The organism is Planotetraspora mira (genome assembly GCF_016863275.1).
GTDB classification, from domain to species: Bacteria; Actinomycetota; Actinomycetes; order Streptosporangiales; family Streptosporangiaceae; genus Planotetraspora; species Planotetraspora mira.
In genome coordinates, this window is record NZ_BOOO01000039.1 from 113,977 (window position 1) to 140,942 (window position 26,966).

The following is a 26,966-nucleotide window of genomic DNA, read 5'->3' on the forward strand; positions in this document are numbered from 1 at the left end:
ACCGACCGCCTAGGATGACCGCCATGACGCAGGTCGCGGTGTGCGGACCGGCCGACTGCACTCCCGACGAGGCGGCGGCCGCCCGGGCAGTGGGCCGCCTGCTGGCCGAGCGCGGCGCGGTCGTCCTGTGCGGGGGTTACGGCGGTGTCATGGCCGCGGCCGCCGCGGGCGCCCGCCGAGCCGGAGGCGTCGTCGTCGGCATCCTGTCCGGCCGGGATCGGACGGGCTCGAGTCGCGACCTCATGGTCGTGATCCCCACCGGCTTGGGCGAGGCGCGCAACGCCCTCCTCGTCCGGGCCGCCGACGCGGTCATCGTGGTCGGCGGGTCATGGGGCACGTTGTCCGAACTGGCACTGGCTCGGCGCGGGGACACTCCCGTGATCACTCTCGGCGGGTGGCGGATCCTCGACTCGGCCGGAGAGCCCGTCCCCGGGCCGGTTCCCGCCGCCGACCCGGCCGACGCCGTGCGCCTCGCCCTGGCCTAGTACTACGGCCTGATTTCGTGATATCTGAGCCGGCGTTTCCAGTAGTGGTTGCTGCGGGCGCGGGTCTGCTGCCGGCGTCTGCGGTGTGACCAGGCAGGTGCGAAAGTCGAGTGGTCGGGAGATGGCGTGGGTCATGTGTGCCAGGACACGCGACGGGTCACGGCCAGCGCACCTCCGGGGTGCATTCCACGAACCGCGCGTACTGCTCGAACGCCTGCTCGACCTCCGCCCGGTCGCTTCTGTGGAGCGGTACGAGCGGCTGAACGGCGATCCGCACCCGGCTTTTCGCGAGGGTGCGTTTCCAGGTGGCCACGACCCGGCCGGCGCGTACCACGGTGGACCGGAAGACCCCGTTGTTGCCGGGGGTGATGGCCGCCTTGTGCTCGTCGGCGACCATGAGCGAGCGGTCCTTGTAGCCCAGCAGGTATTCGTCGAACCCCGGCAGCACGAGCACCTCGTCGTCGTCGCCGGCCGGAGGAGGGGCGGTGTCGAGGAGCGTGGCGTCGAGGTACGTCTCCACCCCGTGGACGGTCACCCGGGCCAGCGCGTCGCCGGCCACGGCGATGCCGCGTTTGGCGTCGGCCGCGGTCAGGCCGGTCCAGCCCGCGAAGTCGTGCCGGGTGGTCGGCCCGCGGCCGCGGAAGTAACGCAGGGCGACGATGCCCAGCGCCTCGTCGCGCTCTGGCCGGTGCGGGTCGGGGACCCACTCGTCGAGCAGCACGAAGCTCTGCTCGTTGCCGATGTTGGGGGCGATGCACAGCAGGCCCCGCTGGCTGGCGTAGCACAGCAGGTGGTAGCCGCGCTGGCCACTGGTGTCGATGCCCTTGCCGGCCAGCACGGCCAGGCACTCCGACCGGCTCAGCCGCCCGCCGCCGGCCAGGGCCGAGCCCAGCACCTCCATGGCTTCGACAACGGTCTCCTCCAAGAGGCCGAGTTGCTCGTGCCGCCTCGCCGCGCCGTTCAGCACCCGGACACCCATCAATTCGAGCATCCAGCGGGCGTCGCGGGACGGGACGAAATGGATGGTGCCGCGCATCGGCCACGTGCGCAGCGCCTCACGCCGCTCAAGCGCGGCGGTGACGTCGGCGGCGGTGTATCCGGGCAGTCGCGCGCCGAACGACCACAGACCGCTGGCCAGGTCTTGCGCCTGCATCGCCCCGAGCCAGGTCACCACTTCGGCCACGCCCGCCGCCCGGCCGGCGCCACCGGCCGACGCTCGTAGCAACAGGCTGGACATCCGCAGGCCGAGCACCTGTTGGGGGGTGAGTTCCACTGATTGCCGCCTCCTCGCGGTCACCGTAGCCGTCGCCGCCGACAATCCCGCCGGAGTGATCGTCTGCTGGTGAGCCGGGGTCATGAGGGCTTCGGGGATGTCGATCGTCAGCGCGGGGTGCGGCCGAGGTAGCGGAGCAGGTCGTCGACGACCGGGGTGGAGGAAGGGCTGTCTGCAGCCTCAGCCTCTACCACGGGAGCGTAGGCACCCCACTGGCGCAGCGGTTCGACGATACCCCTCGCGACGGCGAGAAGGTGGCCGGCGAGCTCGTCGTCGAGCGGGGACGGCTGGCCCGTGGCGATCGCGATGTCCCATGCGTGCACGGCGGCGTCGAGCGCGCACATCACCGCGGCGACCGGAGTGGGCAGGTCACCGTGCGGCAGCGGCGTCGGAACGGTCTCGGTGTCGTCGGACACCGCCGCCCACGCCGCGGCGGTCTGCTCGACGGCGTCTTTCACCAGCTCCGCCGCAGTGCCGTCGACTGCTCCGGAAGGCGAGAAGGGGTCGTAGGCCGGACCGTTTCCGATGCCGAGCATCTTCGCGTAGGCGAGCTGGTCACCTGCGGCGTGCTGAATCACCTGGGTGACCGTCCATTCGGAGCAGGGGGTGGCGTCGTCCCCCTGGCCGTCCTGCACACCCGCGACGCTGTTCTCCAGCGCCCGGTACGAGGCGGCCAGCACCTCACGCCAGACCGGCTGCAGGGAGGTGGGGGTGTCGGTGGCGTTCATGATCTGCCTTTCGATCTCTTTCTTGCTTGTAACACCAACCTAAAGGCCTATTAGGCTACTTTCGTTCCTAATAGGTCCGGGGGTAAGAAAGAGATGGCTCCGACGACAACCCGAGTGCTGCGCCTGCTGTCCCTGCTGCAGGACCGGTCTTACACGGGCCGCGAACTCGCCGAGCGCCTCGGCGTCGCCGATCGCACACTGCGGCAAGACATTCAGCGCCTCCGCGAACTCGGCTATCCGGTGCACGCCGTGCGCGGCGCGGTAGGCGGATACCGGCTCGGACAGGGCACGAAGATGCCCCCGCTGCTGCTCGACGACGACGAGGCGGTGGCCGTGGCGCTGGCCGTCGGCCTGGCCGAGGACGGCTCCACCGGGATCGCGGACATCGACGCCAGCCTCACCCGGGCGCTCGCCAAGCTCCAGCAGATTCTCCCGAAACGCCTGCAGCGCAAAGTAACCGCCCTGCGGTCGGCCACCGCGGTCGGGCCCGCCACAGTCGGCTCCCGCGAGCCGGACGCCCCGGTGCCCGCCGCCACCCTCACTGTTGTCGCGGGCGCGATCCGCGACGGCGCGACCCTATTGGCGACCCGCGCCGACACCGAAACCGAGGTGGAGCCCTACCGCCTGATCAGCTGGCGCCGCCGCTGGTTCCTGGTCGCCTACGACCTCGGCGCACACACCTGGCGGGCGCTGCCCGTCGCCGACCTGACCCGCGTCCGGTCCGCGTCCCGCCGCTTCGCCGCCCGCTCCCTGCCCGACGACGACCTCGTCGCCTTCGTCCTGCGCGAAGTCGCGCAGACCGGCTGGAAAGTCCATGCCCGCGTCACCGTCCTCGCCCCCGCCGAAACCGTGATCGCCCGCATCAACCCCGCCGTCGGCGTCGTCGAAGCCGTCGACTCCCACACCAGCATCCTCGTCACCGGTGCCGACGCCCTGGAGACCATCGCCATCTACCTCAGCATGCTGATGATGGACTTCCGCGTCGACGGCCCACCCGAACTGGTCGCCCACATCCGCACCCTCGCCCGCCGCTACACCGAGGCCCTCGACGGGTAGGTCGCCGGCAGGCCACGCACGTGCGCGCCGGCCGTACGCCGCGGCTCGATCCGCCCGAAGCGAGCCGGGGACGGCCGCGCGGCACCCGGCCCCGGGCACGGCTCAGAGGCTGTCGGCCAGCACCCGCGCGAACAGCTCCGGCGCGTCCAGCTCGTAACGCAGGAAGAGGTACGGCTCTGCGGCCTCGAGCTCCATGAGCACCGGCTCCCCGTCGGGCATGCGGACGAGGTCGACCCGGGCGTAGAGCAGGCGCTCCCCCACCTTGCTCAGGACGAGCTCCGCGAGGGCGAACTGGTCGTCGTCGGGATCGCGCAGGCGCGCCCGGTTGGCATCGTCGATCGCGGTCTCGGTCAGCATCGGGTGACGCCGTACGGCATGGCTGAACTCGCCCCCGAAGTAGAGGAGGGACAGCTCCCCCTCGTGCTCGACCGCCTTGACGTACGGCTGCACCATGGCCGTCCTGCCCGCGCCGACGAGCTTGGCGACGTGCGCCTCCGCCAGATCCCGATCGGCGGTGCGCATCGTGTCGCGCGCGCCGGACGAGATCGCGGGCTTGACGACGTACTCCTCCCAGTGGGGAAGCTCCGCGTTCGTCCCCGGCTCGGCCCAGTGGGTGGGCACGGTCGGCACACCCAGGCCGCGCAGGTAGGTCTTGTCGGTGTTCCACTCGAGCACGGACGCCGAGTTGAACAGCCGTGTCGCCTGCTCGACCCGCCGGGCCCAGGCCGTGAACTCGTCACGGCGCTCGATGTAGTCCCACGCCGAACGGACGACGACGGCGTCGAACGAGGACCAGTCGGCCCGGGGGTCGTCCCACGTGAGCGTCGTCCCCTCGATCCCGGCTCCCAGCCAGGCCCCCAGGAGGATCTCCCGCTCGTCGTCGAACCGCGCGACAGGATTGTCACAGGTGACGTATGCGACCTTCATCGAGTTCTCATCTCCCCGTTGTCGGCGACCATCGTACGGACCCGGGACGAGCGGGCAGAAACGGCGTCAGGCCTGGCCTGTCAGCACCTCCGCGGCGGCCTGGCCGCACACCCGGGCCGAGCCGTGGGTGGCGATGTGCACCGCCCCGAGGTCCGTACGGCCGGGCAGGCCCATCTCCACGATCACGCCGTCCGGGCGGGCGGCCAGGACGTGTTCCACGAAGTCCAGCTGCCAGGCGTGCCGGTGCGCGTCGCGCACGACGATGACCAGAGGCCGGTCGGCGGCCTCGCACAGCACGCGGTCGGGTGCCCCGTCCCCGGCCTCCGGCTCGCTCAACCGGGTGACCGTGGTGCCGGGCAGCAGCTTGCTCAGCGGCTCACCCGCCCCCCACGGCATGCCCTTGTCGATGGCCAGATTGGTCTCGGGCGCCAGTTCGACCACGTGGGCGGCCACCACCAGGGGCAGGACGGCAGGCATGCCGGGCCTGCGGGTGACCCTGACGGCCCTGCGGGCCGCGGCGAGCCCGATCTCGTCGGGAAGCTCCGTCTCGGCCGCGGCGGCATGCCATGAGGCGAGTGCCCGCACCCGGACCGCCGCGTCGGCCAGCCGCTCCTCAGGCAGGGTGCCCTCGATGACGGCGTCGACGATGGCGTCGCGGATGAGCTCGACCGTGGCCTCGTCGGAGTTCTCCCCGCCCACGCAGATGGAGTCCGCGCCGGCCGCGATGGCGAGCGCGCTGGCGCCGCCCAGCCCGTAGCGTCCGGCGACCGCGGCCATCTCGATGCCGTCGGTGACGATGAGCCCCTCGAAACCGAGCCGATTCCGGAGGAGGCCGGTGAGGATCTTCGGGCTGAGGGTGGCGGGGAGTTCGTCGTCGTACGCGGTCACGAGCAGGTGACCCGTCATGACCGAGCGGACGCCCTCCTGGATCGCGGCGCGAAAGGGCCACAACTCCACCTCGTCCAGCTCCTCCGCCGAGGCGGTGACCCGGGGGATGCTGTGGTGCGAGTCCACTGACGTGTCGCCGTGCCCGGGGAAGTGCTTGGCGCAGGCGGCGACCCCGGCGGCCTGCAGTCCCCGGATCCAGGCCGCGGTGTGCCTGGCGACCAGAGCGGGGTCGGCGCCGAAGGACCGGAGGCCGATCACCGGGTTGTCCGGGTTGGAGTTGACGTCGGCCGCCGGCGCGAAGTCGATGTTCACCCCCGCCGTGCGCAGGTCACGTCCGACGTCGCGGGCGACCTGTTCGGTCAGGGCCACGTCGTCGACCACGCCGAGCGCGTAGTTCCCCGGACGGGAGCTTCCGGTGCGGGCCTCCAGGCGGGTGACCTCGCCGGCCTCCTCGTCGATCCCGATGAGGATGTCGGCGTTCTCCGCCCGGAGAGCCGAGGTGAGGTCGGCGAGCTGCGCGGGGGTGTCGACGTTCCTGGAGAACAGGACGACTCCGGCGAGTCCGTCGGCGAGCCGCCGGCGCACCCAGTCGGGTGCCGCGGTTCCCACGAAGCCGGGAAGGAGGACCGTTTCGGCCAGACGGAGAAGGTCCGGGCTTCGCTTCATACTGTGCCCACTGGGCAGCGCTCTGGCATGCGAGAAATCTAATAGGAAACTTTCCTATTCGCCAGTCTATTGACCTCGGATTTTACAGATCGACATGTCGCAGCTTGTTCCCCACGACCTGGAAGCGCGCGATCGTCGACACGGAGGCCCCCGGGCGGTCCACGAAGTCGACCGCCCGGTAGTCGGCCTGGAACCGGTCGGCGGCGGCCGTGCAGGACATGTAGCCGCGCCGGCCGTCGAAGAAGGCGAGGTGCGGGTTCGACTCCAGGACCGCGCCGGAGTCGACCTCGCCGGGCATGCTCGTCACCGACGTGCCGGCGAACTCGACGCCGAGCGCCTTCGAGCCCGGGTCGGCCCAGTCCGACCGCAGGTCGCCGGCCCACGCGTTGTGGACGTCCCCGCTCAGCACCACCAGGCCGTCGGGGGCGTGCGCCAGCACGCGGGCCCTCGACTCGGGGTAGCCGTCCCAGGCGTCCGCACTGAGCGACCCCGCGGGGAACCTCCGCGGCGCGAAGAACACCGCCTGCGCGAGCACCTTCCACCGGGCGGTCGAGGCGTCCAGCCGGTCGGTCAGCCACTGCTCCTGTTCGGGGCCGAGCAGGTCCCGCCCCTCTCGGTACTGCCGCGTGTCGGCGAGGACGAAGTCGACGACCTTGCCGTAGGCGCGCAAGCGGTGGTTGCGCAGGTTCGCACCCTGCGGGCGGTCGCGCAGCGGCAGGTGCTCGAAGTAGGCCTTGAACGCGGCGGTCCTGCGCTTGAGGAACGCGCCCGGGCTGCTGCCGTCACCCGGCAGCCTGCCCGAGTAGCCGTCGCGGACCTCGTGGTCGTCGGGCAGCGCGATCCACGGAGCCGCCGCGTGGGCGGCCTGCAGGTCGGCGTCCATGCGATAACGGGCATGGCGGTCGCGGTAGGCGCCCAGCGTCCTGCACTCGGCTTCCGGCTCCAGCCTGCGCACGTAGCGGCCCGGCGCGGGATGGGCCGGCTTGCCGTACTCGTAGATGTAGTCGCCGAGGTGGAGGATCACGTCGGGGACCTCGTCCGCCAGATGACGCAGGGCCGTGAAGTATCCGTGCTCGTAACGCTGGCACGAGACGACCCCGAACCGCACGGGGTCCGTGGATGCGGGATCGGGGGCGGTCTTGGTGCGGCCCACCGGGCTGGTGTGGTCGTCGACGGAGAAGCGGTAGAAGTACTCCGTCCCCGGCCGCAGCCCGGTGATCTCGGCGTGTACGCTGTGGGCCCAGTCGGGGTTGGCCGCCGCCGTGCCCGCCTGGACCACCCGCGCGAACGCCCGGTCCTCGGCCACCTGCCAGTGGACGGTCATCGTCTGGTTGGGCATGCCTCCCGGCCGGGTGGGGTGCAGCGGTTCAGGCGCCAGACGGGTCCACAGGATCACCCCGTCGGGTAAGGGTTCTCCCGAAGCCACCCCCAGTGTGAACGGATAGCCCAGTTTCGCCATGGCTCCGATCCTGCCCTACCCGCCGTCGAGTCCGGCGTGCTTGCGCAAGGTCGCAAGCAGGCGGAGCCAAGGCCGGCCGGGACGGGGCGCCGACCAGGGGTGGAATGCCCGAAGTTGTGCACACTCGCACGGGCTGAGCACAGGGAAACCTCAGGGCGTTCGAGCAAGCTCTTGCTCGAAGGCTCATAATGGTCGGCGTGAACCAGCGTAAGAACTCCGGCGCCACCGCCGCTCCCGTACGGGCGAAACGGACCGGTGCGACCGGCCCGGCGTCGGAGCGGCGCGACCACCTCGTGAAGCTCGCCGCCGAACTCTTCGCACGCAAGGGCTTCCAGGCCACTACGGTCCGCGAGATCGCCGACGAGGCGGGCATCCTCTCGGGAAGCCTCTACCACCACTTCGACTCCAAGGAGACGATCGTCGACGAGGTGCTCCGCACCTTCCTCGAGGACCTCATCGCCCGCTACCGCGCGGCGCTCGCCGACGCCGCGGACGCGCGCGCGGCCCTGTCCCAGTTGGTCAGCATCGGGTTCCACACCCTCGAGCCCCACCGGGCGGCCATCACGGTCATGCAGAACGACTGGAACTACCTCCGCTCGCTGCCCGGCGACCGTTTCGACTATCTCGTGCGGGCCGAGGACGAGGTCGAGCGCATGTGGATGGAACAGATCAGGCGTGGCCAGGCCAGCGGCCAGTTCCGCGCCGACGTCGACCCCAAGCTCACCTACCGCATGATCCGCGACGGGATCTGGGTGGCGGTCCGGTGGTTCCGTCCCGGCGGACGCCTCGACACCGACGCCCTCGCCGAGCACTACATCAAGGTGCTGTTCGACGGACTCGCCACCGGGGACCGGACGACGCAGCCGGCATGACACTCGTCGAGAAGGTACGGGCCGCGCTCGCCGAGGTGGCCGATCCGTCGAGTGCCTCCGCCATGCGGGCGTACATGAAATCGGAGATGCCGTACCTCGGGGTGACGGCGGTCCCCCGGCGTGCCGCCCTGCGGCGGGTCTTCGCCGAGCACCGCCTGGAGTCGGCGCCGGAGTGGCGCAGGACCGTGCTCGCGCTGTGGCGGGAGGCCGAGTACCGCGAGGAGCGCTACGCCGCGATCGAGTTGTCGGGCTTCCGCTACTACAAGCCCTGGCAGACCCTCTACACACTGCCCATGTACGAGGAGATGATCGTCACAGGGGCCTGGTGGGACTTCGTGGACGATCTCGCCATCCGCAGGATCGGACCACTGCTGCGGCTGTTCCCCGAGACGATGCGCCCGCTGATGCTGGAATGGGCCCACGGCCCGGACCTGTGGAAGCGGCGCACGGCGATCATCTGCCAGAACTCCTTCAAGGACGCCACCGACCGCGGCCTGCTGTACGCCTGCATCGAGCCGAGCCTGTCGGACATCGACTTCTTCGCCCGCAAGGCCATCGGCTGGGCGCTGCGCGAGTACGCCAAGACCGACCCGGTCGAGGTGGTCCGTTACATCAGCCACCACGGCATCTCCGGGCTGTCCCGGCGCGAGGCCCTGCGCAACATCCCCGGCCAGGGCTGAGAACAGGGGGCCCGGCGGACCCGGGGACACGGGGCTGACGGCTCGCGCGCCCCGAATACGCGCGAGCCGTGCCGTCTCATCGCCGGTCAGGCACCGGGAACCGTGTCGACCCAGGAGGTCGACGCCGTGCGGTAGCCGTTGACCCGGTTGACCACTTCGCTGGGCGCGACGACCTCGTTCTTCGCGTGGTAGAACCAGTCGACCTGCTGCACGTACGTGCGCGGGGTCGAACTGCCGATCTGGCCGCCGCTGATGAACCACAGGTTGAAGTTCACCGACTGCACGGTCTCGGGGTAGTAGACGCCGCCGTGCTCCGCGAACAGCGCGCCGTCGATGTAGTACTTGATCGTGCCGCCGGAGACCTGCAGCACCAGGTCGTGCCAGCCGTCGTAGCTCTGGCGGACCTCACCGTGGACGTTGACGGCCAGCCAGGGTTCGTTCTGGTAGGTCTCCCACGACGTGGCGTACATGATGCTGGACGGCTCGCCCCAGCCTCCGTTGGGCAGGTACTCGAAGTCCTGCTCACTGTAGTCCGGGTCGAGGTCGCGGTTGAGTGGTGTGATGGTGAAGAAGGTCTCCACGATGGCGTCGCCGTCCGGACCGCTGACGGGGGCGTCGGAGAACTTCACCCGGGCGGCGTAGGTGCCCTCGAGGAACTTGCGCTGGTTGAGCACCTCCGACTGCTGCGTGCCCGAACCGGTGCCGTCGGTGACCGACTTGAGTTGCAGCGCCTTGTTGGAGCCGGAGACGACCGGGAAGGAGATGTTCTCCTTGGGCCAGGAGGCGCCGGGGATGCCGGGGCCGCCCTGGTTCGTACGGATGATCCAATTGTGCGCGTTGATCCGCGTGTCGTTGGCGTCGGTGTAGGTGAAGTCGTCGAAGACGACTCCGGCGTTGCCGCCGGTGGGCGGGGGACTGGGCGACGTGGTCGGTGTCGGCGTCGGCGTCGGATCGCCGCCCGCCGGGGCGTCGCCCCAGACGAGTGCGCCGTTCTGGTAGGCGGTCACCTTGGACCAGTCCGCGTAGGTGGTCCTGGACGAGCTGAAGGAGTAGTCGTCGCTCTGCGTGATCCGCTGCCAGTCGGCCCGGTAGAACCGCAACTGCAGGTCGCTCGTCTGGGCGCCGGGAGCGAGCGAACCCGCGGTGAAGCCCACCTCCAGGTACCGGTCGGCGGTCGCCGTACCGGGGGAGATCGTGCCGAACGTGCCGGTCACGGTCGAGCAGGAGACCACCGCCCACGAGCAGGCGAAGCGGTACTGCTGCGTGGGCGAGTCGGCCTTGAAGTAGTAGCGGATCTTCACCGAGCTGAGCGGCACGGCCGTGGTGCCGCTGTTGACGAGGTTGAACCACGGCTCGACCTGGTCCGCCGTGGCTCCGGCGGCGCTCGTCTTGTACTGGACGCGGAGTGAGGTCGCGGCGTCGGCCGGGAGGGCGGCCACGCCGATGAGGGCGAGGGCGGACACGAGTCCGCCGGCTAACCACTTCTTGCTGGACACTTTCGTCCTTTCCTTGGGTGTGGTCCCCCGTGGTCTGGCGGTCCCCCGTGGCCTATGGGATGAACGGCCCGACCCGGACACCCTGGGCTTCCAGCCGGGCCAGGTGCGGGTGGAGTCGCTGAAGGAAGTCGGGGTAGTCGCCCGCGGAACCCCAGGCGACCTCGGCGAACGCGCAGAGCCGGGGAAAGGCCTGGCGCTCCACATCGGAGGGGGTGGGCATGTACTCGGTCCAGAGCTGGGCCTGGACGCCGAGGATCCGCCCGTCGGCCCGCTCGGGGGCGGCAGGAGGGTCGAAGTGGTAGGCCTCGGAGAGCGACAGCACCCGGTCGGGCGCGAACGGCCCCGGCTCCAGGACCGGCGGGTAGTCGAGGTACGTGCGCAGGTGGGGGGCGAGGACGACGTCCCTGCCCTCCAGCGTCGCCTGTGGACCGCTCTCCTCGTCGAGCCAGGTCATCGTGGTCGCGCCCGGCGGGCCGTCGGCCTTCTCGTACCAGTAGACGAGCTTCCTGCCGCGGGCGGCGAGGTGCTCGGCCATCCGGGAGGTGATCCAGGCCCGCGCCGCGTGCGCGCCCGGCAGGCCGAGCTCGCGGATGCGCTCCTGGGCCCGCGGCGTGCGCTCCCACTCCCCCGGCAGACACTCGTCGCCGCCGACGTGCACGTAGTCGTCGGGGAACAGCTCGACGACCTCGTCCAGCACGTCGTGGAAGAAGGCGATCGTGGACTCCTCCAGGTTGAGGGTGTGCTCGCTGATCCCCCACCGGTCCCAGACGCCGAGCCGCCTGCCCGGGTCGTTGCCCAGGTGCGGGTAGGCGGCGAGCGCGGCCTGGACGTGCCCGGGCAGCCCGATCTCCGGGACGACGCGGACGAACCTGTCGGCCGCGTACGAGACGATCTCGTGGATGTCGTCATGGGTGTAGTGGTCGCCGGTGACCTCGGTGAGCCGGGGATACCGCTTGATCTCCAGGCGCCAGCCCTGGTCGTCGGTCAGATGCAGCTGCAGCACGTTCAGCTTGAGCTCGGCGATCAGATCGATCAGCCGCAACACGAATTCCTTGGGCATGAAGTGCCGGGCGACGTCGAGCATCACGCCGCGCCAGCCGAAGCGCGGACCGTCCTCGATCGTCCCGTACGGCACGGCCGCGCCGAGCTGCCGCAGGGTCTGTCTGCCGTAGAACTCGCCGACGGGCCCGCCGGCGGCCAGATCGATCACGCCGTCGGAGACGCTCAGGCGGTACCCCTCCGGTCCCAGGTCACGATCATGCGACAGCAGTACGGCACTGTCCGCGTACGTGACGAAGCCCCCGAGGACGGCCAGTTCCCTCGGCCGCGGAATGATCACGTTGAGATTCCCTCCAGGCAGGATTGACGAGCGGCCCGGCGGTGGGCCGCACGATGACACACGAGCGGGGCGGCTCAGCCCTTGACGGCGCCGGCGATGAATCCGGTGGTCACGCGGCGCTGCAGGACCAGGAAGATGAGCAGGACCGGCACCATGAACAGGGAGGCGGCGGCCATCGTCGCGCCCCAGTCGGTGCCGAAGACGTTGCTGAAGGACGAGAGCCAGACGGGCAGCGTCCGGTCGTCCTGGTTCTTGATGATCAGGGCGTTGGCGAAGGCGAACTCGTTCCAGGCCGTGATGAACCCGAACAGCGAGGTCGACATCAGGCCCGGTGCGAGCAGCGGGAGGACGACGCGGCGGAAGGCGACCGCCCTGCCGGCCCCGTCCATCTGGGCGGCCTCCTCCAGCTCCGCCGGAATCGCCGCGAGGAATCCCCGCAGCGTGACGATGGTGAACGGCAGCGTGACGATGAAGTAGATGAGGGTCAGCATCGACAGCTTGTCGAGCATCCCCGTGTCGCGGGCGATGATGAACATCGGGATCAGCAGCGCCTCCCACGGCGCCATCTGCGCGATGAAGACCATCAGGATGAAGGCCTTCCTGCCGCGCCAGCGCATGCGGGCCACCGCGAAGGCGGCGAGCAGGGCGACGGCGAGCGCCAGCACCACGGCGGTGACGGAGACGAGCAGGCTGTTGCGCCAGAACTGGGCGAAACCGTCCGCGCCGACCGCGGTCCTGAAGTGGTCGAGCGTGGGGTGGAGGGGCAGGAACTGCGGGGTGTCGGCCTGGATGTCCCTGGTTGGCTTGAACGCGGTCACCACCATCCAGTAGACGGGGAAGACCGACACGACCAGCACGCCGAGGGCCGCGACGTTCAGGGGCAGCCGGCGGAGCTTCACAGGCCTTCTCCTTCGTGCTTGTACATGCGCCGCAGGTGCGCGACGAGGACGACCAGCAGGATGAGCACGGTGAGCGTCGAGATCGCCGAACCGAGGTCGTACTTGTGCAGCGACTGGGCGACCTGGAAGGCGTACACCGGCAACGTGGTGGTGGCGTCGTCGGGGCCGCCCTTGGTGATCGCCCAGATCTGGGCGAAGCACTTGAACACCCAGATCACCTCGAGCGAGGTGATCAGGCCGAAGAGCGGCCGGAGCATCGGGAAGGTGACGCCGCGGAAGATCTGCCACGCGCCCGCGCCGTCGATCCTCGCCGACTCGTACAGCTCGGCCGGGATCGTGGTCAGCCCGGCGTACAGGGTGAGCGCCGCGAACGGCACCGACTGCCACACGATGAGCAGCACCATGATGGCGAACGTCGCCTGGCCGCTCGCGAACCAGCTGAACCCGTCGAACGAGTCGAAGCCCAGGGAGACGAGCGCCCAGTTGACGACGCCGAGTCTGGACTGGAACAGCCACTGGAAGACGGTGGTGGCGGCGAGAACCGGGGTGGCCCAGGTGAGGACCAGGCCGCTCATCACCGCCAGCCGCATCCGCCTGCCGAGGCGGACGATCATCAGCGCCGTGAGCGTGGAGATCACCATGATGAGGACGACGTTGACCGCGGTCCACACGAGTGTGCGGCGGACCACCGTCCAGAACTCGGCGCTGCCGAGCACGTCCTGGTAGTTCTCCAGACCGACGAAGGCCGCCCCGCCACGGATCAGCTCGCCGGTCCGGAAGTGCTGGAAGGAGATCACCACGCTGCGCAGCAGCGGATAGAAGAGCAGATAGGCCGTGCCTATCACGGTGGGCAGGACCAGCAGGTACGGCCAGGCCGCGGCGATCGTGCGCACGGCGCCCCGGCCGGAGCGCCGGCGCCGGGGGTTCACGCCGGAGGGCCGGGCCGCCGCGGACGGGTGCCGGCCGCCGGCGTCCCCGGAACCGGGATGTGACGGCTCTCCGGCGCCGGGCCGGCGCCGCCCCGACGGTACGGAGATCCCGGCGGACAGGAGGTTCCCGGGGGGTTGTGGAGCCTCGGAGGCCACGACTTTCCTCTCACACACCTGGCCCGCCCGTTCCGCCCCCGGGAAGGGAGGAGAGGGGGCGGAACGGGACAGGCGGCTCTCTCAGGACACCGGGCTCTCAGGACTTGGTGTTGAGGATCTCGGCGATGGACTGCGAGGCCTTGCCGGCCTCCGCGGCGGCGTCACCGGTGAGCGCCGCCGTCATGTACTCCTTGATGACGTTCTTGGCCTCGACCGCGGCCCAGTTGGGCGAGTTCGGCGTGGCGTGGCCGTTCGCCGCGCCGATCGCCATGGCCGCCGCCCCCTCGCTGCCGCTCAGCACCCCGGCGAGCGACACGCGGTTCGGCACGTACGACATCTCCTTGGCCATGTCGGTCTGGAACTTCTCGCCGGCGAGCGCCTTGACGACCTCGTAGGCCGCGTCCTGGTTCTTGGACGCCTCCGGGATGATCAGGTCGGAGCCGCCGGTGAAGACCGCGCCCGGCTTGTCCGCCGTCTTGCCCGGGATCGGGAAGAACCCGAGCTTGTCCTTCAGGTCGGGGTTGGCCTTCTCGATCGCGACCGCGCCGCCGGGAGCGGAGATCAGTTGCGCGACGTCGCCCTTGGCGAAGACGTCGGCCTGCGGAGGGTTGGCCTCGTCGGAGTCGCGCGGGCCGTCGCCGAGGGCCTGGAGCTTCTTGTAGAAGTCCATGCCCGCGAGCGCCTGCGGCGTGTCGAGGCCGCCCTTCCAGGTGGTCCCGTCGTTGACGGCCAGGTCGCCGCCCTCGTCCCAGATGAAGCCGGAAAGGGTGTACCAGTTCTGGCCGGGGAGGTAGATGCCCTGGTCGCCGCCCTTGTTCAGCTTGGTGGTGATGTCGATCCACTCGTCGCGGGTCTTCGGTGCGGCGGTGACGCCGGCCTTCTCGAAGAGGTCCTTGTTGTAGATGACGACACGGTTGGCCGCGTACCACGGGATGCCGTACTGCTTACCGTCGATCTTGCCGGGCTCGGCGAGGCCGGGCAGCCAGTCGGCGCCGCCGAGGTCGGTGGTCTTGTCGGTGAGGTCCTTGACGCCGCCGCTCGCGGCGTACTCCGCGACCTGGGTGTTGCCGACCTCGATGACGTCGGGGGCGTCGTTGCTCGCGAGGGCGCTGGTGACCTTCTGCCCGATGCCGTCCCACTCCTGGATCTGGATGTCCAGCGTGGTTCCCGCGTGCGCGGACTGGTAGTCCGAGGTGAAGCGCTGGACCAGCGCGTCGGAGATGCTGTCCCGCATGATCCACACGGTCAGCTTGGTGGAGGCGGTGCCGCCCGCCGAGCCGGGGCCCTCACCCTGGGTCTCGGTGGAGGAACTGCACGCGGTGAGACCGGCTGCGATCGTGAGCACCGCGGCCGCGGCGAGAAGGCGCCTCATGGCTACTCCCAGTGGTCATATATTGGTAAGTAATTGGCCTACTGCGGATAGAGTGGTCTTAACCAGTTGTGCCGTCAAGACCCATATTTAAAGGGAAATGTCGGCGAACTGGTAAGGCTTTGGTAAGGTCGAGGCGTGACTCTGAACACGGGAGCCGGGCTGAAACGCGACCGCGTGCGGGACTTCCTGCTGGACTTCGTCGCCGACATGAAGGCGGGTGAGGCCATCCCCTCCGAGCGAGACCTGTGCAAGGAGCTGGGAGTCTCCCGGCCGACCCTCCGCGCCGCGATCGACGACCTCGTCCGATCGGGCGTGCTCGTGAGGGAGCACGGCCGCGGCACCTTCACGGGGCCGCACCGGGTCACCCAGGCCCTGGCCGCGACGCCGAGCGGATCGTTCTACGCGCCCCCGGCGGAGGGCCACTGGCTGAGCAGGATCCTGGAGTTCGGCTCGGCGCCGGCCGGCCCGCAGCTCGCCAGGCGGCTGCAACTCGCCCCAGCCGCGCTCGTCCTGCGCGTGGTCCGGCTGCGCGTGGTGGACGACGAGCCGATGGCGATCGAGCGGCTCCATCTCCCCCACGTGCTGGTCGACGGTCTCGTCCCCGACGACATGGAGTCGGGCTCGTTCTACCGCGTGCTGCGCGAGCGGTTCGGGGTGGACGTCCGCAGCGCCGTCCAGACCATCGAGGCCACGGTCACCGACGAGACCGAGGCCGTGCTGCTGAGCGTGCCCGAACACTTCCCCGCGCTGATGGTCGAGCGGACGACGCGCGACGTGAACGGCGGAATCGTGGAGTTCACCCGGTCGATCTACCGGGGTGACCGTTACCGGGTGACCTCAGAACTGCACTTCGACGCCGCCTCGGGCTGACGCCGCGACATCCGGCATGACAAGGGCGCCCGGCCCGGGCGGGCACCACGCCGCATGACGGGATGCCCCGGTTCGGACAGGCACCACGCCGCAGACGTGCCGGGGCGCCCCCGCCCGGGGCGCCCCGGCCCGGGGCGCCACCGGTCAGGCCGGCCGGAAGGAGTCGCGGGCCTGCGGGGCGGCGTGCTTGATCATCAGGTGCCGGGTGACCGAGTACTCCTGCACCGCCTCCTGGCTCATGTCCTTGCCGAAACCGCTGCCCTTGACCCCGCCGTGCGGGGCCTCCGACGCGATGGGGAGATGGTCGTTGACCCACGTCACCCCCACGTCGAGCCGGTGCGAGACCCGCAGCGCGCGCGACACGTCCGCGGACCACACCGACGAGGCGAGGCCGTACGGCGTGTCGTTGGCGAGCCGCACGGCCTCGTCCTCGCCGTCGAACGGGACGGCCACGAGCACGGGGCCGAAGATCTCCGACTGCACGATCTCGCTCGACTGGTCGGCGTCGGCGATGAGCGTGGGCGAATAGTAGAAGCCGGGCCCGTCGATCGGCGTGCCGCCCCAGACGATCCGGCCGGAGGCGCGGCTCACGAAGCCGTGGACCCGGTCACGGTGGGCCGCGGAGATCAGGGGGCCGATGTCCGCCCCCTCGTCCCACGGGTCGCCCGGCCGGACCCGGGACAGGGCGTCCCGCAGCGCCTCGACGGCCTCGCCGTACCGCGATCTGTCGATGTAGACCCGGGTGGCGGCCGTGCAGTCCTGCCCGGTGTTGTAGGTCGCGCCCATCACGACGCCCGCCGCCATGTCCTCCAGCGCCGCGTCCTCGAAGACCAGGGCGGGCGCCTTGCCGCCCAGCTCGAGATGGACCCGCTTGAGGCCGTCGACCGCGCCCCGCATCACGGCCCGCCCTGTCTCGGTCGAGCCCGTCACGCTGACCATGTCGACACCGGGATCGGTCACCAGCGCCTGGCCGACGTCGGCGCCGCCGGTGACGACCTGGAGCAGGCCGTCGGGAGCGCCCGCCGCCGTGAACAACTCGGCGAGCCGCAGCGTGGTGCGAGGCGTCCGCGGCGCGGGCTTGATGACGACGGCGTTGCCGGCCGCCAGTGCCGGGCCGGCCTTCCAGACCGCCATGATGAAGGGGAAGTTCCACGGCGAGATCGACCCCACGACACCGATCGGCCGTCTGACCAGGACCGACGTGTATCCCTTGCTGAGCACGCCCGCGCCGGTCCCCTCCAGCGACCTGGCCGCTCCGGCGAAGAACCGCAGGTTGTCGATGGCGAAGGGCAGTTCCCCGTCCCTGAACACGGCCGCGGGCTTGCCGGTCTCCTCGACCTCCAGCCGGGTCAGCTCGTCGGCGTCGCCCTCGACGAGGTCGGCGAGGCGCAGCAGCACGCGGGCCCGCTCCCCCGGCGTCGCGTCCCGCCACTGCTCGAAGGCCTCCCGAGCCGTCTGGACGGCTCCGGCGACGTCCTCGGCCGCGGTGTCCGGCACGTCGCCGATCGTGCGCCCGTCCGCGGGATTGATCAGGGTGGTCATGTGGATCCCTTTCCGCGCTCAGTCGGAGCACAGTAGCGCGTGGGCGAATTCGAACAGCGCATCAGGCCGGGCGCTCAAGCGGTCACCGAGGCCGGGACGACCCGGTCGGCGACTCGGCTCGGAAGCGGTCGCCTACATCCCTGGGCGGAGCAGACCCGACTCGTACGCGAGCACCACGAGTTGAGCCCGATCCCTGAGCCCCCGCTTGGCGAGCAGGTTGGTCACGTGGGTCTTGACCGTGCTCTCCGCGAGGAAGAGCTCCGCCCCGACCTGCGTGTTCGAAAGGCCCCTGCCGACCAGGCGCAGCACGTCGAGCTCGCGCGGAGTCAGCCCCTTGAGCAGGACCGGCGTCGTGGATCCCGGTGGCGGGCCGTTGAGGAACTCCTCCAGCAGACGCCGGGTGACGGCCGGCGCGAGCAGGGCGTCTCCCCCCGCCACGGTCCGGATCCCGGCGACGAGGTGCTCCCGCGGGACGCTCTTGAGCAGGAACCCCGACGCCCCCGCGCGCATGGCCTGGTAGACGTACTCGTCGAGGTCGAAGGTGGTCAGCACGAGGACACGGACGCCGGCCTGGGTCCTCGTGAGCCGCCGGGTCGCCTCGACGCCGTCGAGGATCGGCATCCGGATGTCCATCAGCACCACGTCCGGATTCGTACGGCGCACCTCGGCCAGCACCGCCACCCCGTCGGCCGCCTCGGCCACCTCGATATCCGGTTCACCGGTCAGGATCGCGGTGAGGCCCTGCCGGATCAGCATCTCGTCGTCGGCGACCACGACACGGATCACGATGTGACCTGTCCGGTCACCGGCAACCTGGCCCGCACCGCGAAGCCGTTCGAGATGTCGAGGGTCAGGCGGCCGCCGCAGAGGGCGACACGTTCCCACATCCCGATCAGGCCACGCCCGGTGCCACCGGCGGGCGGGGACGAGGACCCGTCGTCTGCCGTGCGCACCTCGAGATCGAGCACGTTCTGACCGTATCTAAGTGTCACGTCGGCCTGGTCGGCGGCGGAATGCTTGAGGGTGTTGGTCAGCGCCTCCTGAATCACGCGGTAGGCGCACAATGAGACGCCCTGCGCGAGCGGCCGCGCCTCGCCTTCGATCTTCAGGCGTACGTCGAGTCCCGCGGCGCCGATGCGAGCCACGAGCGAGTCGAGATCGGACAGTCCCGGCTGCGGCTGCAGCGGTTCGATCGGGACCGGCGCCTCGTCCTCGCGCAGGAGGCGTAAGAGCCGGGCGAGTTCCACAAGCGCGGATCGCGAGGCGTCGGCGATCGCCGTGAACGCGCCGCCCGTGGCCTCCGGGCCCCCGTCCAGCACCCGCTTACCCGCCTCGGCCTGCACGGCGATGACGCTCACCGAGTGCGCCACGAGGTCATGCACCTCACGGGCGATGCGCCGGCGCTCCGCGGCCACCGCTCCGCGGGCCTGCCGCTCCAGTTCCTCGGCCCTCGCCTCGAGTGACTGCGTGGCAAGGCGCCGCCGCCGGTACGCGGCGCCCACGGCGGCGGGAAGGACGATGAACAGGACCATTCCCGTCGCCACGCTGGATGCGTCGGTCTCCGCCGTGTCGGTCAGGATCGAGACGGTGAGCGCGGCGGCGTTCGCGGCGGCCGCGCCGACCATGACGAGAGTCGGCAGGTACGCCGCGGCGCTGAAGACCGACACGATCACGGCGAGCAGCACGGCCACCTCGTCGGGCGGCTCGGCACCCAGCGATGTGGCCATCACCGTGACCGCGACAGCGAGCGCGACCGCGAGCGGATGGCGGCGCCGTACCGCCAGCGCCATGGTCGACACGAGCACCGCGAACAGATGCTGCTGCACCGCCTCCGGAGCCAGCCCGGAGCCCGGGAGCTCCAGGAGTCCCACGGAGAGCAGGCCGATCGCCGGGCCGAGATCAATGACCACGTTTCGCCAGTCTTGCCGCACCCGCGCAGCCTAGATCAGCGCGCACGGCCCGGCCTCCCCCTGGAGTACCGGTCGGACTCCGTCCCTGGACGGGCATGGCCCCTACCACGGGCGGGTGTAGTGAGCCGCGACCGCTGGGAGGGTCGGGACCGCTAAGAACCAGCCTTTGGAGGATGCAATGCCCAAACTCCCTCAGATCGCTCTCGTCGCCGCACCGACGCTCGCCCTGGTCTCCGAGCTCATAGAGCCCAGGGACGAGCCCGCCACCGCCGCCGCCGAACTGGAACTGATCGCCGCCAACTCCACGGCCTACCTGCTCGCCGACGTCCTCGCCTTCGTCGCCTTCGCTCTGTTCGCCGTGGGCGTGATCGGGCTCGTCGGCACGGTGCGCGAGCGTGGCCGACTCGCAGCCCGGATAGGCGGGACCATGACCGTCATCGGAGCGTTGGCGATGGTCTCGCACTCCATGGTTCTGCTGGCCTCCCGCGACATCGCCCTCATCGGCGACGCGGCGGCCGTGGCTCCCGCCAACGAGGCCATGTCGAACGGCCTCGCGGCCACGCTGCAACTGTCCATGCTGTTGTTCGGTTTCGACCTCGGTCTCACCGTGCTGACCATCGCGCTCTGGCGGGCCCGGCTGCTTCCCGTCTGGCTCGCGCCCGCCGGGTTCCTGGCCCTGGTCGCCGACTTCTCGCCGACCTCGTACAACGCCGTCCTCATGTACTGCGTGCTGCTCATCGCGTTCGGACTGCTGGCCCTGCGGTCACGTCAGGTCACTCTCGTGACCCCCATGGCCGAGACGGTCGCCTGACGACGATCGGACGCCCGTGGCGTCGCGCCGGGCCTGCGGAGGGGCAGGCCCGGCTGCCCGTTGCTCAGCGCGAGATCACCTGACGGCGATCTTCTCGATCACGTCGGCGGCCACGCGCAGGCCGTCTCTCCGGCGGATCTCCTCACCGGCCGCTTCCAGCCGCGACCGGAGATCCGTGTCGCCGAGAAGCCGGTCGACGGCGCCCACCAGTTCGTCGTCGGTGAAGCCGTAGGTGTCCAGGCGGACGCCGTAGCCGGTCTCGTCGACCCGCTGGGCGTTGTCGTACTGATCCCAGAAGAGCGGGAGCACGATCATGGGCTTGCCGAAGTGGAGCGCCTCGGTGGTCGTGTTGTTGCCGCCATGGGTGATCACGAGATCGGCCAGCGGGAGGATCTTCGTCTGCGGCAGGAACTCGGCGCCCCACATGTTCGGGGCCAGTTCGATCTCCTCGTGCAGCGGGCCCATGGAGACGACGTAGCGGTGGGGCGTGCCGGCCAGGACGGAGATGATCCGGCGCATCAACTCGACGTCGGCCGACCCGAGCGAGCCGAGGGAGAAATAGACGAGCGCGCCGTCTCCCGGGATCTCCGGCAGGGTGAACTCCTCGTCGGTCTCCCTGACCGAGGAGTCGAGCCGCGTCCAGGAGGCGTCAAGCGGCCGGTCGGCGACGTAGTCGACGATCTCGGGATAGACGTAGAGGTTGGCGTCCCCCTCGTACATGAACTCGAGATCGGGAAGGGCCGGTGCGCCCTGCTCGACGACCCACTCGTTGAAGGAGGTCCACAACTCGCGGTGGGTCCTGTCGTACTCGGCGCGGAACTCCGCCCATCCGGTCCCGTCGGCGGGCAGTCCCGAGAAGACCGGTGCGACCCCCGGGCCGTTCACCTCGAGCGGGTTGCACGACACGATCCGAACGAACGGCACACCCGCCGTCACCAGGGCGGGGAAAGCGATGACGTTGTCCTCGACGATCACATCGGGCCTGACGCGCCCGATGATGTCCTTGAGTTGCGGCTCGCAGTGTTTCGCACCGTCGGCGAGAGCCTCCCAGATCGGCTTGGTCACCGTCTCCAGTTGCTCCAGCGTGCTTTTGCGGTACTCGGGGGCCGTCTCACGGATGAAGTCCTTCCAGAACTGCCCCGGATCCTGCTCCTCCTCGGCCGGCGGAGCGAGGTCGACGAGGTCCTCCTCGAAGCCCAGCGCCTCCAGTTTCCCCTTCCAGGACGCCTCGGCGGCGAACACCACCCGATGACCGCGCCGGCGCAGGACGTCGCCGATCCCGATGCAGTTGTTCGTCGGCCCGTAGGCGCTCTCCGGCATGAACAGGATGGTGAGTCGCTTGTCTGTCATGTGGGGGCTCCCTGGATATTGTTGAATTGAGATTCAAATGCGCGGCCGGCGTTCCCGTCAAGGGCTGGGGCACCGCGCGGCGGGTGCGGTGAATCGGAGTGCAATGACCCAGCGCAAGAGCAGGGCGGACCGCAGGGCCGACCTCATCGACGCGGCCCGCAGGGCGATGATCCGGCACGGCGCCGAGGGCGTACATCTCAACCAGATCGCCGAGATGGCCGGTCTCACGTCGGGCGCCGTGCTCTACCACTATCCCGACCTGCGCGACCTGCTGATCGAGGCGCACCACGCGGGGATGGAGCGCTTCTACGAACAGCGGATCAGGAAGGCCGCCGGCATCGCCGACCCGGTGCGGAAGCTGATCACCACGATCCGTTCGGGCCTCCCGGAGGGCCCCGACGACGCCGGCGTCCGCCTCCTGTGCGAACTGGGCGGCGCCGCCGGGCGCAACCGGGTGTACGGCACGCTCCTGACGACGTTGTTCGACCGGCAGGTCTCGATGTACCAGGCCATCTTGGAGACGGGGGCCGCCCAGGGGGTCTTCACGCTGGCCGGGGACTCCGAGACGATCGGCCGCAATCTCGTCGCCCTCGAGGACGCCTACGGCTACCGCGTCGTCGCCCGTCATCACTCGATCGACGCGGAGACCGCCGTGGAACTCGTCCTCGGCTACGCGCGACTCGCGACGGGCAACCCGCTCACGCCCGCCGTGCCCATCCCCCGCTGACCGCCGGTTCTGTTGCGGCCCGGCTCAGACTCGTGCTTCCATCATGAGCTCGACGTCCGTCGCCGAAGTTGAACTCTGATTCAGGAGATCGCGTGGAACACTCGCCGTGGCCGACCGTGGAGCGGCGGCCCGACGGCACGCTCGCGCTCGAGGCGGGCGCCGGCGTCACCGAGTCGGTGGTGCGGGCTCTGGCGCGGGGGGCGGCCCCACCGCCGCCCTTCACCGTGCGGGCCCTCGCGCCGCTGCCCGACGTGCCGCCCGGGGAACGGGCGATCACCGTGGACCAGACCAACCACTCGGTCATCGCGGGTGAGACCGTGGTCGTCAAGTGGTTCCCCGTCCCTTCCCGGGCACCTCATCCCGCTCCCGCCCTGCTCACCCATCTCGCGGGGTTCACCCGGACGGCCACGCCGTACGCCGTGATCTTCTGGGAGGACGCGCTGGTCGCCCTGGTCACGGCTTACCTGCCCGGCGCGCGCGACGGCTGGGAGTGGTGCGTGGACGAGGCGGTCGCCGGCCGCACCGCCTTCGCGACCGACATCGGGCGCCTCGCGGCCGAGTTGCACGCGGCGATGGCGTCGCCGTCGGAGGCCTTCCCCGATCCCGTACGGCTCCCGCCCCGGCCCGCCTTCGCGGCACGGGCCGAGGGCGCGTGGCGGGAGGCCCTGGAACTCACCGACGGGGACGACGGCGAGTGGCTCGCGCGTCGCGCCGGGGCGTTGCTGGCCGAGACGGCCCCGCTGGCGTCCGCCGGCCGCACGCCACTGATCCACATCCACGGTGACCTGCACGTGGGGCAGATCCTCCAGTGGCGTGACGGCTACGCGGTGGTCGACTTCGACGGCAACCCCACGGTGACGGAGGCCGAGGTGTTCCAGCCCGCGGCACGTGACCTGGCGCAGTTGCTGACCAGCCTCGACCACGTCGGCCAGGTGGCGATGTTGCGGCGGTCGGCGGACCCGGCGGCGACGGCCGCCTGGGTGACGGCCGTCAGGGGGAAGCTGGGGACGGCCTACGAGAACGGCCTCGCGGACGCGGGACAGGCGGACCTGCTCGACCGGTCGCTGGTCAGGCCGTTCGAGATCGAGCAGGAATGCCGCGAGCTGATCTACGCGGCCCGGCATCTGGCGCGCTGGCGGTACGCCCCCATGGGCGTGCTGCGGGCATGGTTCGCGTGATCACGACAAGGGGTGGGTGTGGACGCTGAGCTGTTCGTGACCGATCTGGAGGCCAAGCCGGAGGCCCTGGGCAGGCTGGCCGGCCTGCTCGACGGGGGCGACCCGTTCGACGGACTGCCGGACGCCTACGACCGGATCGTCTTCCTCGGGATGGGCAGCTCGCGGTACGCCGCGGGGGTCGCGGCCCAGCGGCTGCGCGCGGCCGGCGTCGACGCCGTCGCCGAGCACGCCTCCGCGTCGGCCGGCACCCTTCCTGGGCCGCGGACCGTGGCGGTCGCGATCTCGGCGTCGGGCGGCAGCCGGGAGACGCTCGACGCGCTGTCCCGCCACATCGGCAGGTCGTTCGTCGTCGCGATGACCAACAGGCCGGGATCCGCCGTCACAGAGGGCGCCGACCTCGTGGTGCCCATGACGGCAGGTGAGGAGGCCGGTGGCGTCGCCTGCCGGACCTTCCAGCACACCCTGGCCCTCCTGCTCGCGATGACGGGGAAGGGCGAGGTCCCGGCCCTTGTGCGGAGGGCGGCCGAGGCGACCGCCGACCTGCTCGACCGGCGCGGAGACTGGCTGGCGGAGGCCGCACGCCTGCTCGACGGCCCGCACGGGGTCTACACGATCGCCCCCGCCGAGCGGCTGTCGTCCGCCGAGCAGTCCGCGTTGATGTTCCGCGAGGGACCGCGCCGCCAGGCCGACGCCTGCGAGACGGGCGACTGGGCCCATGTGGACGTGTATCTGACCAAGACCTACGACTACCGGGCGATCATGTTCCCGGGATCACGCTACGACGAGCAGGCGATGGAGTGGATCCGCGAGCGGGGGTCGACCGTCCTCACGGTCGGCGGGGACCTCGAGGGGCAGGCCGCCTCCGTCCGCTACCTTCACGACGACGATCCCGACGTGGCCCTGCTCACCGAGCCTCTGGTGGCCGAACTGGTGGCGGCGGCCTACTGGCGCTCGGCGCGGGCCTGAGCCCGGGGTCAGCGCCAGCCCAGGCGGGAGGCCGCGCCGTCGGGGACGTAGCCGTCGGATCCGGCCTCACCGATCCACAGGATCTCGTCGTACTCGGCGAGCGGCCCGACGGTGTGGCCCATGGGCATGCGCGGCTGGACGGCGAACCTCACCTCGAGGTCGGAGTCGTAGCGCTCCAATGCCTCGATGAGATCCCCCACGGTGTGAATGCCCTGCGTCTTCCCGCGCCTGTGCCTGCCCATGGGTTCTCCGCGCGATTGTCCGGTGCCCCAGAATCGACCGGTGACCAGATCGACCGGTGCTCAGATCAGAGGGTAGACGGAGCGTAGCCCATCGGCCCCGAGAGTGACTACGGTCGCTCAGGGCACATCGGCCACCCTGTGCGCACACGCTGGATAGCCGGACTATCCATTATTATCCCCCCATGCGGATCTCCCAGCTGAGCGCCGAATCCGGGGTGCCCATCCCGACGATCAAGTACTACCTGCGCGAGGGACTTCTCTCCCAAGGCGAGCAGACCTCGGCGACGCGCGCGGAGTACGGCCCCGCCCACCTGCGCAGGCTCCGCCTCATTCGCGCGCTTCTCGAGGTGGGACGGGTGCCGGTCGCGGCGATACGCAAGGTGATCGAGGCCGTCGAGGACGAGCGGACCGACGTCCACACCATGCTGGGCACCGCCCACTACGCCCTCGCCTCCCCTCCGGAGCCGCACGCCGCCGGCGACGAGGAGTGGGCACGGGCGCGCGACGACGTCGACCGGCTGATCGCCGGCCTGGGATGGCGGGTCGGCCCGTTCGCGCCCGGCCGCGACGAACTCGCGCAGACACTCGTCACGCTCGAACGTCTGGGCATGCCCGCCACCGAAGCGGACCTGCTCGTATACGCTAGGACGGCCATGGATCTGGCCCGCGACCACGAGATGGGCAAGATCCCCTTCGACGGCCCGCGCGACGTGGCGGTGGAGACGCTGGTGATCTGCACCGTGATGTACGGCAAGGCCCTCGACGTGTTCCGGCGCCTCGCGCAGGAGTCGGAGTCCGCCAGGATCCTGGAGGCGTGACCCCTATCGCGGGGCGAGCCCGGCGATGAGCGTCGCAACCAGGCCGGGTGCCACGGCGTCGTCCGGCCCCAGGTCGACGAGGCTCCCGAGGACCGACCGGTGGTGGCAGGCGCCCAGCAGAAGCGCCGCCGCGCTGTCGGGGTCCGCGTCCGCGTCGACTCTGCCGATCTTCTGCTCCTCCCGCAGGTAGGCTCCCAGAAGCAGGATGGGCAGGTGCGGGCCGCCGCCGGTCTCCGCCAGCATCGCGCGGAAGCCGGTCAGCAGGGACGCCTCCGCGAGCAGCCCCGAACTCAACGGCAGCGACCTGCGGTAGAACGCGATCGCCGCCCGGGCGAACTCCTCCAGGTTCTCCGCCACGGTCGCGACGCCGACCTGCCCGCTCAACCTGGCCACGGCGGGCGTCAGCGCCGGCATGCGTTCGAGCAGCACCGCGTGGAAGAGGTCCTCCTTGCGGCTGAAGTGCTTGTAGAGAAGGGCCTCCGAGCAGCCCGCCGCCCGGGCGATCTCCCGGGTGGTCGCCCGGGCCAGGCCGAGCTCGTTGATGACCTGTTCGGCCGCGGCGACGATGCGGTCGCGAGTGCCCACGTATGACTCTTCCGGTATTGACGGGTGAGTGAATGCTCACCACTATATGGGTGAGTGAGTGCTTACTAACCATCCATCTGGGGGCACAGTGCGCATCATTGTCTTCGGCGCCACGCGCGGCACAGGGCGCCATTTCGTACGGCTCGCGCTCGCGGAGGGCCACGACGTGGTCGCGGTCGCCAGGAAGCCCGAAGCCGTGACGGAGCGGCATCCGAACCTCTCCGTACGGCAGGGCGACGTGCTGGCACCGGAGACGCTCGACGTGAAGGGAGCCGACGCCGTCGTCTTCCTCGCGGGGCCCAGCGAGGCCGGCCCCACCCGGCTGTACTCGCAGGGAGGCCGGAACGTCATGGACGCCATGGCCGGGCAGCAGGACGGACACGCCGCCCGCAGGCTCGTCGTGGTGACCAACGCACTCGGCGACGACCCGTCGGCCGCGCCGCTCCAGCGCCTGCTGACCCGGATGGCGCGGGCGACGGCACTACGCCACGTCCATCGTGACGCCCGCCTGCTCGAACGGGAGATCCTTAGCCGCGACCTCGACTGGACCGTCATCCAGCCTCCGCGCCTGACCGACAAGCCGGCCACCGGCGTCTACCGCACGGCGCTGAACGACTGCGTCCGGGGCGGGCTGACCATCTCCAGGGAGGACCTCGCCCACTACGTGCTCACGGCCGTCACCTCGCCCGAGACGATCAGGGCGACGGTCGGGATCGCCCACTGACCGCCGTCGCGTTCCCGC

27 protein-coding genes are annotated in these 26,966 nt (G+C 70.5%); 11 read left to right on the top strand and 16 right to left on the bottom strand.

Features of this window, described 5'->3' with window-relative positions:
* Positions 1 to 23: 23 nt before the first annotated feature.
* The gene (locus Pmi06nite_RS33315) at positions 24 to 485 is read left to right on the top strand and encodes a TIGR00725 family protein (RefSeq protein WP_203957155.1); all 462 of its coding nucleotides are present in this window, start codon (positions 24 to 26) and stop codon (positions 483 to 485) included.
* Between the two features lie 157 nt (positions 486 to 642).
* Here the strand turns inward: Pmi06nite_RS33315 and Pmi06nite_RS33320 are convergent, their stop codons facing one another.
* Entirely contained in the window at positions 643 to 1,758 is a 1,116-nt protein-coding gene (locus Pmi06nite_RS33320) for a winged helix DNA-binding domain-containing protein (protein WP_203957156.1), read from the bottom strand.
* A gap of 107 nt (positions 1,759 to 1,865) precedes the next feature.
* A complete protein-coding gene (locus Pmi06nite_RS33325; protein ID WP_203957157.1) occupies positions 1,866 to 2,486 on the bottom strand; it encodes a TIGR03086 family metal-binding protein in 621 nt (206 codons plus the stop codon).
* Positions 2,487 to 2,579: 93 nt separating this feature from the next.
* On the opposite strand from Pmi06nite_RS33325, the gene Pmi06nite_RS33330 reads away from it, so the two are divergent.
* Positions 2,580 to 3,542, top strand: coding sequence for a helix-turn-helix transcriptional regulator (locus Pmi06nite_RS33330; RefSeq protein WP_203957158.1), 963 nt, complete (start codon positions 2,580 to 2,582; stop codon positions 3,540 to 3,542).
* A gap of 102 nt (positions 3,543 to 3,644) precedes the next feature.
* On the opposite strand, the gene Pmi06nite_RS33335 is transcribed toward Pmi06nite_RS33330, so the two are convergent.
* The 3 genes from Pmi06nite_RS33335 to Pmi06nite_RS33345 form a co-directional block, all read right to left on the bottom strand.
* Positions 3,645 to 4,469, bottom strand: a complete 825-nt coding sequence (locus Pmi06nite_RS33335) for an ATP-grasp domain-containing protein (protein WP_203957159.1) — start codon at positions 4,467 to 4,469, stop codon at positions 3,645 to 3,647.
* 66 nt (positions 4,470 to 4,535) lie between these two features.
* Positions 4,536 to 6,023 (bottom strand): glycoside hydrolase family 3 protein, encoded by a 1,488-nt coding sequence (locus Pmi06nite_RS33340; RefSeq protein ID WP_203957160.1) that lies wholly within the window; start codon positions 6,021 to 6,023, stop codon positions 4,536 to 4,538.
* An 82-nt stretch (positions 6,024 to 6,105) separates the two neighbouring features.
* On the bottom strand, positions 6,106 to 7,482 hold the full coding sequence (locus Pmi06nite_RS33345) for an alkaline phosphatase D family protein (protein ID WP_203957161.1): 1,377 nt from the start codon (positions 7,480 to 7,482) through the stop codon (positions 6,106 to 6,108).
* A 188-nt stretch (positions 7,483 to 7,670) separates the two neighbouring features.
* On the opposite strand from Pmi06nite_RS33345, the gene Pmi06nite_RS33350 reads away from it, so the two are divergent.
* On the top strand, positions 7,671 to 8,354 hold the full coding sequence (locus tag Pmi06nite_RS33350) for a TetR/AcrR family transcriptional regulator (RefSeq protein WP_203957162.1): 684 nt from the start codon (positions 7,671 to 7,673) through the stop codon (positions 8,352 to 8,354).
* On the top strand, positions 8,351 to 9,034 hold the full coding sequence (locus Pmi06nite_RS33355) for a DNA alkylation repair protein (protein ID WP_203957163.1): 684 nt from the start codon (positions 8,351 to 8,353) through the stop codon (positions 9,032 to 9,034). The genes Pmi06nite_RS33350 and Pmi06nite_RS33355 overlap by 4 nt, the downstream gene beginning before the upstream one ends.
* Positions 9,035 to 9,120: 86 nt before the next feature.
* Here the strand turns inward: Pmi06nite_RS33355 and Pmi06nite_RS33360 are convergent, their stop codons facing one another.
* The 5 genes from Pmi06nite_RS33360 to Pmi06nite_RS33380 all read right to left on the bottom strand — a co-directional run bounded on the left by Pmi06nite_RS33360 (position 9,121) and on the right by Pmi06nite_RS33380 (position 15,225).
* Complete coding sequence (locus tag Pmi06nite_RS33360; protein ID WP_203957164.1) at positions 9,121 to 10,530, bottom strand: cellulose binding domain-containing protein; 1,410 nt, start codon at positions 10,528 to 10,530, stop codon at positions 9,121 to 9,123.
* Positions 10,531 to 10,582: 52 nt separating this feature from the next.
* Positions 10,583 to 11,869, bottom strand: a complete 1,287-nt coding sequence (locus Pmi06nite_RS33365) for a beta-N-acetylhexosaminidase (RefSeq protein WP_203957165.1) — start codon at positions 11,867 to 11,869, stop codon at positions 10,583 to 10,585.
* A 74-nt stretch (positions 11,870 to 11,943) separates the two neighbouring features.
* Complete coding sequence (locus Pmi06nite_RS33370; protein ID WP_203957166.1) at positions 11,944 to 12,768, bottom strand: carbohydrate ABC transporter permease; 825 nt, start codon at positions 12,766 to 12,768, stop codon at positions 11,944 to 11,946.
* Positions 12,765 to 13,853, bottom strand: coding sequence for a carbohydrate ABC transporter permease (locus Pmi06nite_RS33375; protein WP_239114377.1), 1,089 nt, complete (start codon positions 13,851 to 13,853; stop codon positions 12,765 to 12,767). Before Pmi06nite_RS33375 ends, Pmi06nite_RS33370 begins: the two co-directional genes overlap by 4 nt.
* Before the next feature lie 97 nt (positions 13,854 to 13,950).
* Positions 13,951 to 15,225 (bottom strand): extracellular solute-binding protein, encoded by a 1,275-nt coding sequence (locus Pmi06nite_RS33380; protein ID WP_203957167.1) that lies wholly within the window; start codon positions 15,223 to 15,225, stop codon positions 13,951 to 13,953.
* 135 nt (positions 15,226 to 15,360) lie between these two features.
* On the opposite strand from Pmi06nite_RS33380, the gene Pmi06nite_RS33385 reads away from it, so the two are divergent.
* Positions 15,361 to 16,095 carry a GntR family transcriptional regulator gene (locus tag Pmi06nite_RS33385; RefSeq protein ID WP_239114378.1) on the top strand — a complete coding sequence of 245 codons (735 nt, stop codon included), beginning with the start codon at positions 15,361 to 15,363 and terminating at the stop codon, positions 16,093 to 16,095.
* Between the two features lie 144 nt (positions 16,096 to 16,239).
* Here the strand turns inward: Pmi06nite_RS33385 and Pmi06nite_RS33390 are convergent, their stop codons facing one another.
* The 3 genes from Pmi06nite_RS33390 to Pmi06nite_RS33400 all read right to left on the bottom strand — a co-directional run bounded on the left by Pmi06nite_RS33390 (position 16,240) and on the right by Pmi06nite_RS33400 (position 19,547).
* Positions 16,240 to 17,637: an aminobutyraldehyde dehydrogenase gene (locus Pmi06nite_RS33390; protein ID WP_203957168.1), complete on the bottom strand. Its 1,398-nt coding sequence runs from the start codon at positions 17,635 to 17,637 to the stop codon at positions 16,240 to 16,242.
* A gap of 132 nt (positions 17,638 to 17,769) precedes the next feature.
* Complete coding sequence (locus Pmi06nite_RS33395; protein WP_308442548.1) at positions 17,770 to 18,423, bottom strand: response regulator transcription factor; 654 nt, start codon at positions 18,421 to 18,423, stop codon at positions 17,770 to 17,772.
* The gene (locus Pmi06nite_RS33400; RefSeq protein WP_203957169.1) at positions 18,420 to 19,547 is read right to left on the bottom strand and encodes a sensor histidine kinase; all 1,128 of its coding nucleotides are present in this window, start codon (positions 19,545 to 19,547) and stop codon (positions 18,420 to 18,422) included. Before Pmi06nite_RS33400 ends, Pmi06nite_RS33395 begins: the two co-directional genes overlap by 4 nt.
* A 178-nt stretch (positions 19,548 to 19,725) precedes the next feature.
* Here Pmi06nite_RS33400 and Pmi06nite_RS33405 point away from each other — a divergent pair, with 178 nt between their 5' ends.
* Positions 19,726 to 20,358, top strand: a complete 633-nt coding sequence (locus Pmi06nite_RS33405; RefSeq protein WP_203957170.1) for a hypothetical protein — start codon at positions 19,726 to 19,728, stop codon at positions 20,356 to 20,358.
* 75 nt (positions 20,359 to 20,433) lie between these two features.
* Here the strand turns inward: Pmi06nite_RS33405 and Pmi06nite_RS33410 are convergent, their stop codons facing one another.
* Positions 20,434 to 21,708, bottom strand: coding sequence for a glycosyltransferase (locus Pmi06nite_RS33410; protein WP_203957171.1), 1,275 nt, complete (start codon positions 21,706 to 21,708; stop codon positions 20,434 to 20,436).
* Positions 21,709 to 21,811: 103 nt separating this feature from the next.
* On the opposite strand from Pmi06nite_RS33410, the gene Pmi06nite_RS33415 reads away from it, so the two are divergent.
* From Pmi06nite_RS33415 to Pmi06nite_RS33425, 3 genes are all read left to right on the top strand, one after another.
* Positions 21,812 to 22,435, top strand: coding sequence for a TetR/AcrR family transcriptional regulator (locus Pmi06nite_RS33415; RefSeq protein ID WP_203957172.1), 624 nt, complete (start codon positions 21,812 to 21,814; stop codon positions 22,433 to 22,435).
* Between the two features lie 92 nt (positions 22,436 to 22,527).
* Positions 22,528 to 23,613 (top strand): hypothetical protein, encoded by a 1,086-nt coding sequence (locus Pmi06nite_RS33420; protein WP_203957173.1) that lies wholly within the window; start codon positions 22,528 to 22,530, stop codon positions 23,611 to 23,613.
* Positions 23,614 to 23,631: 18 nt separating this feature from the next.
* Entirely contained in the window at positions 23,632 to 24,579 is a 948-nt protein-coding gene (locus tag Pmi06nite_RS33425) for an SIS domain-containing protein (RefSeq protein ID WP_203957174.1), read from the top strand.
* 8 nt (positions 24,580 to 24,587) lie between these two features.
* Here Pmi06nite_RS33425 and Pmi06nite_RS33430 read toward each other — a convergent pair whose 3' ends face one another.
* Entirely contained in the window at positions 24,588 to 24,821 is a 234-nt protein-coding gene (locus Pmi06nite_RS33430) for a hypothetical protein (RefSeq protein ID WP_203957175.1), read from the bottom strand.
* 182 nt (positions 24,822 to 25,003) lie between these two features.
* Between Pmi06nite_RS33430 and Pmi06nite_RS33435 the strand changes: the two genes are divergently transcribed.
* Positions 25,004 to 25,639: a MerR family transcriptional regulator gene (locus Pmi06nite_RS33435; RefSeq protein ID WP_203957176.1), complete on the top strand. Its 636-nt coding sequence runs from the start codon at positions 25,004 to 25,006 to the stop codon at positions 25,637 to 25,639.
* 3 nt (positions 25,640 to 25,642) lie between these two features.
* Here Pmi06nite_RS33435 and Pmi06nite_RS33440 read toward each other — a convergent pair whose 3' ends face one another.
* Positions 25,643 to 26,224, bottom strand: coding sequence for a TetR/AcrR family transcriptional regulator (locus Pmi06nite_RS33440; protein ID WP_203957177.1), 582 nt, complete (start codon positions 26,222 to 26,224; stop codon positions 25,643 to 25,645).
* Between the two features lie 88 nt (positions 26,225 to 26,312).
* Here Pmi06nite_RS33440 and Pmi06nite_RS33445 point away from each other — a divergent pair, with 88 nt between their 5' ends.
* Positions 26,313 to 26,948 carry an NAD(P)-dependent oxidoreductase gene (locus tag Pmi06nite_RS33445; RefSeq protein WP_203957178.1) on the top strand — a complete coding sequence of 212 codons (636 nt, stop codon included), beginning with the start codon at positions 26,313 to 26,315 and terminating at the stop codon, positions 26,946 to 26,948.
* Positions 26,949 to 26,966: the final 18 nt, after the last annotated feature.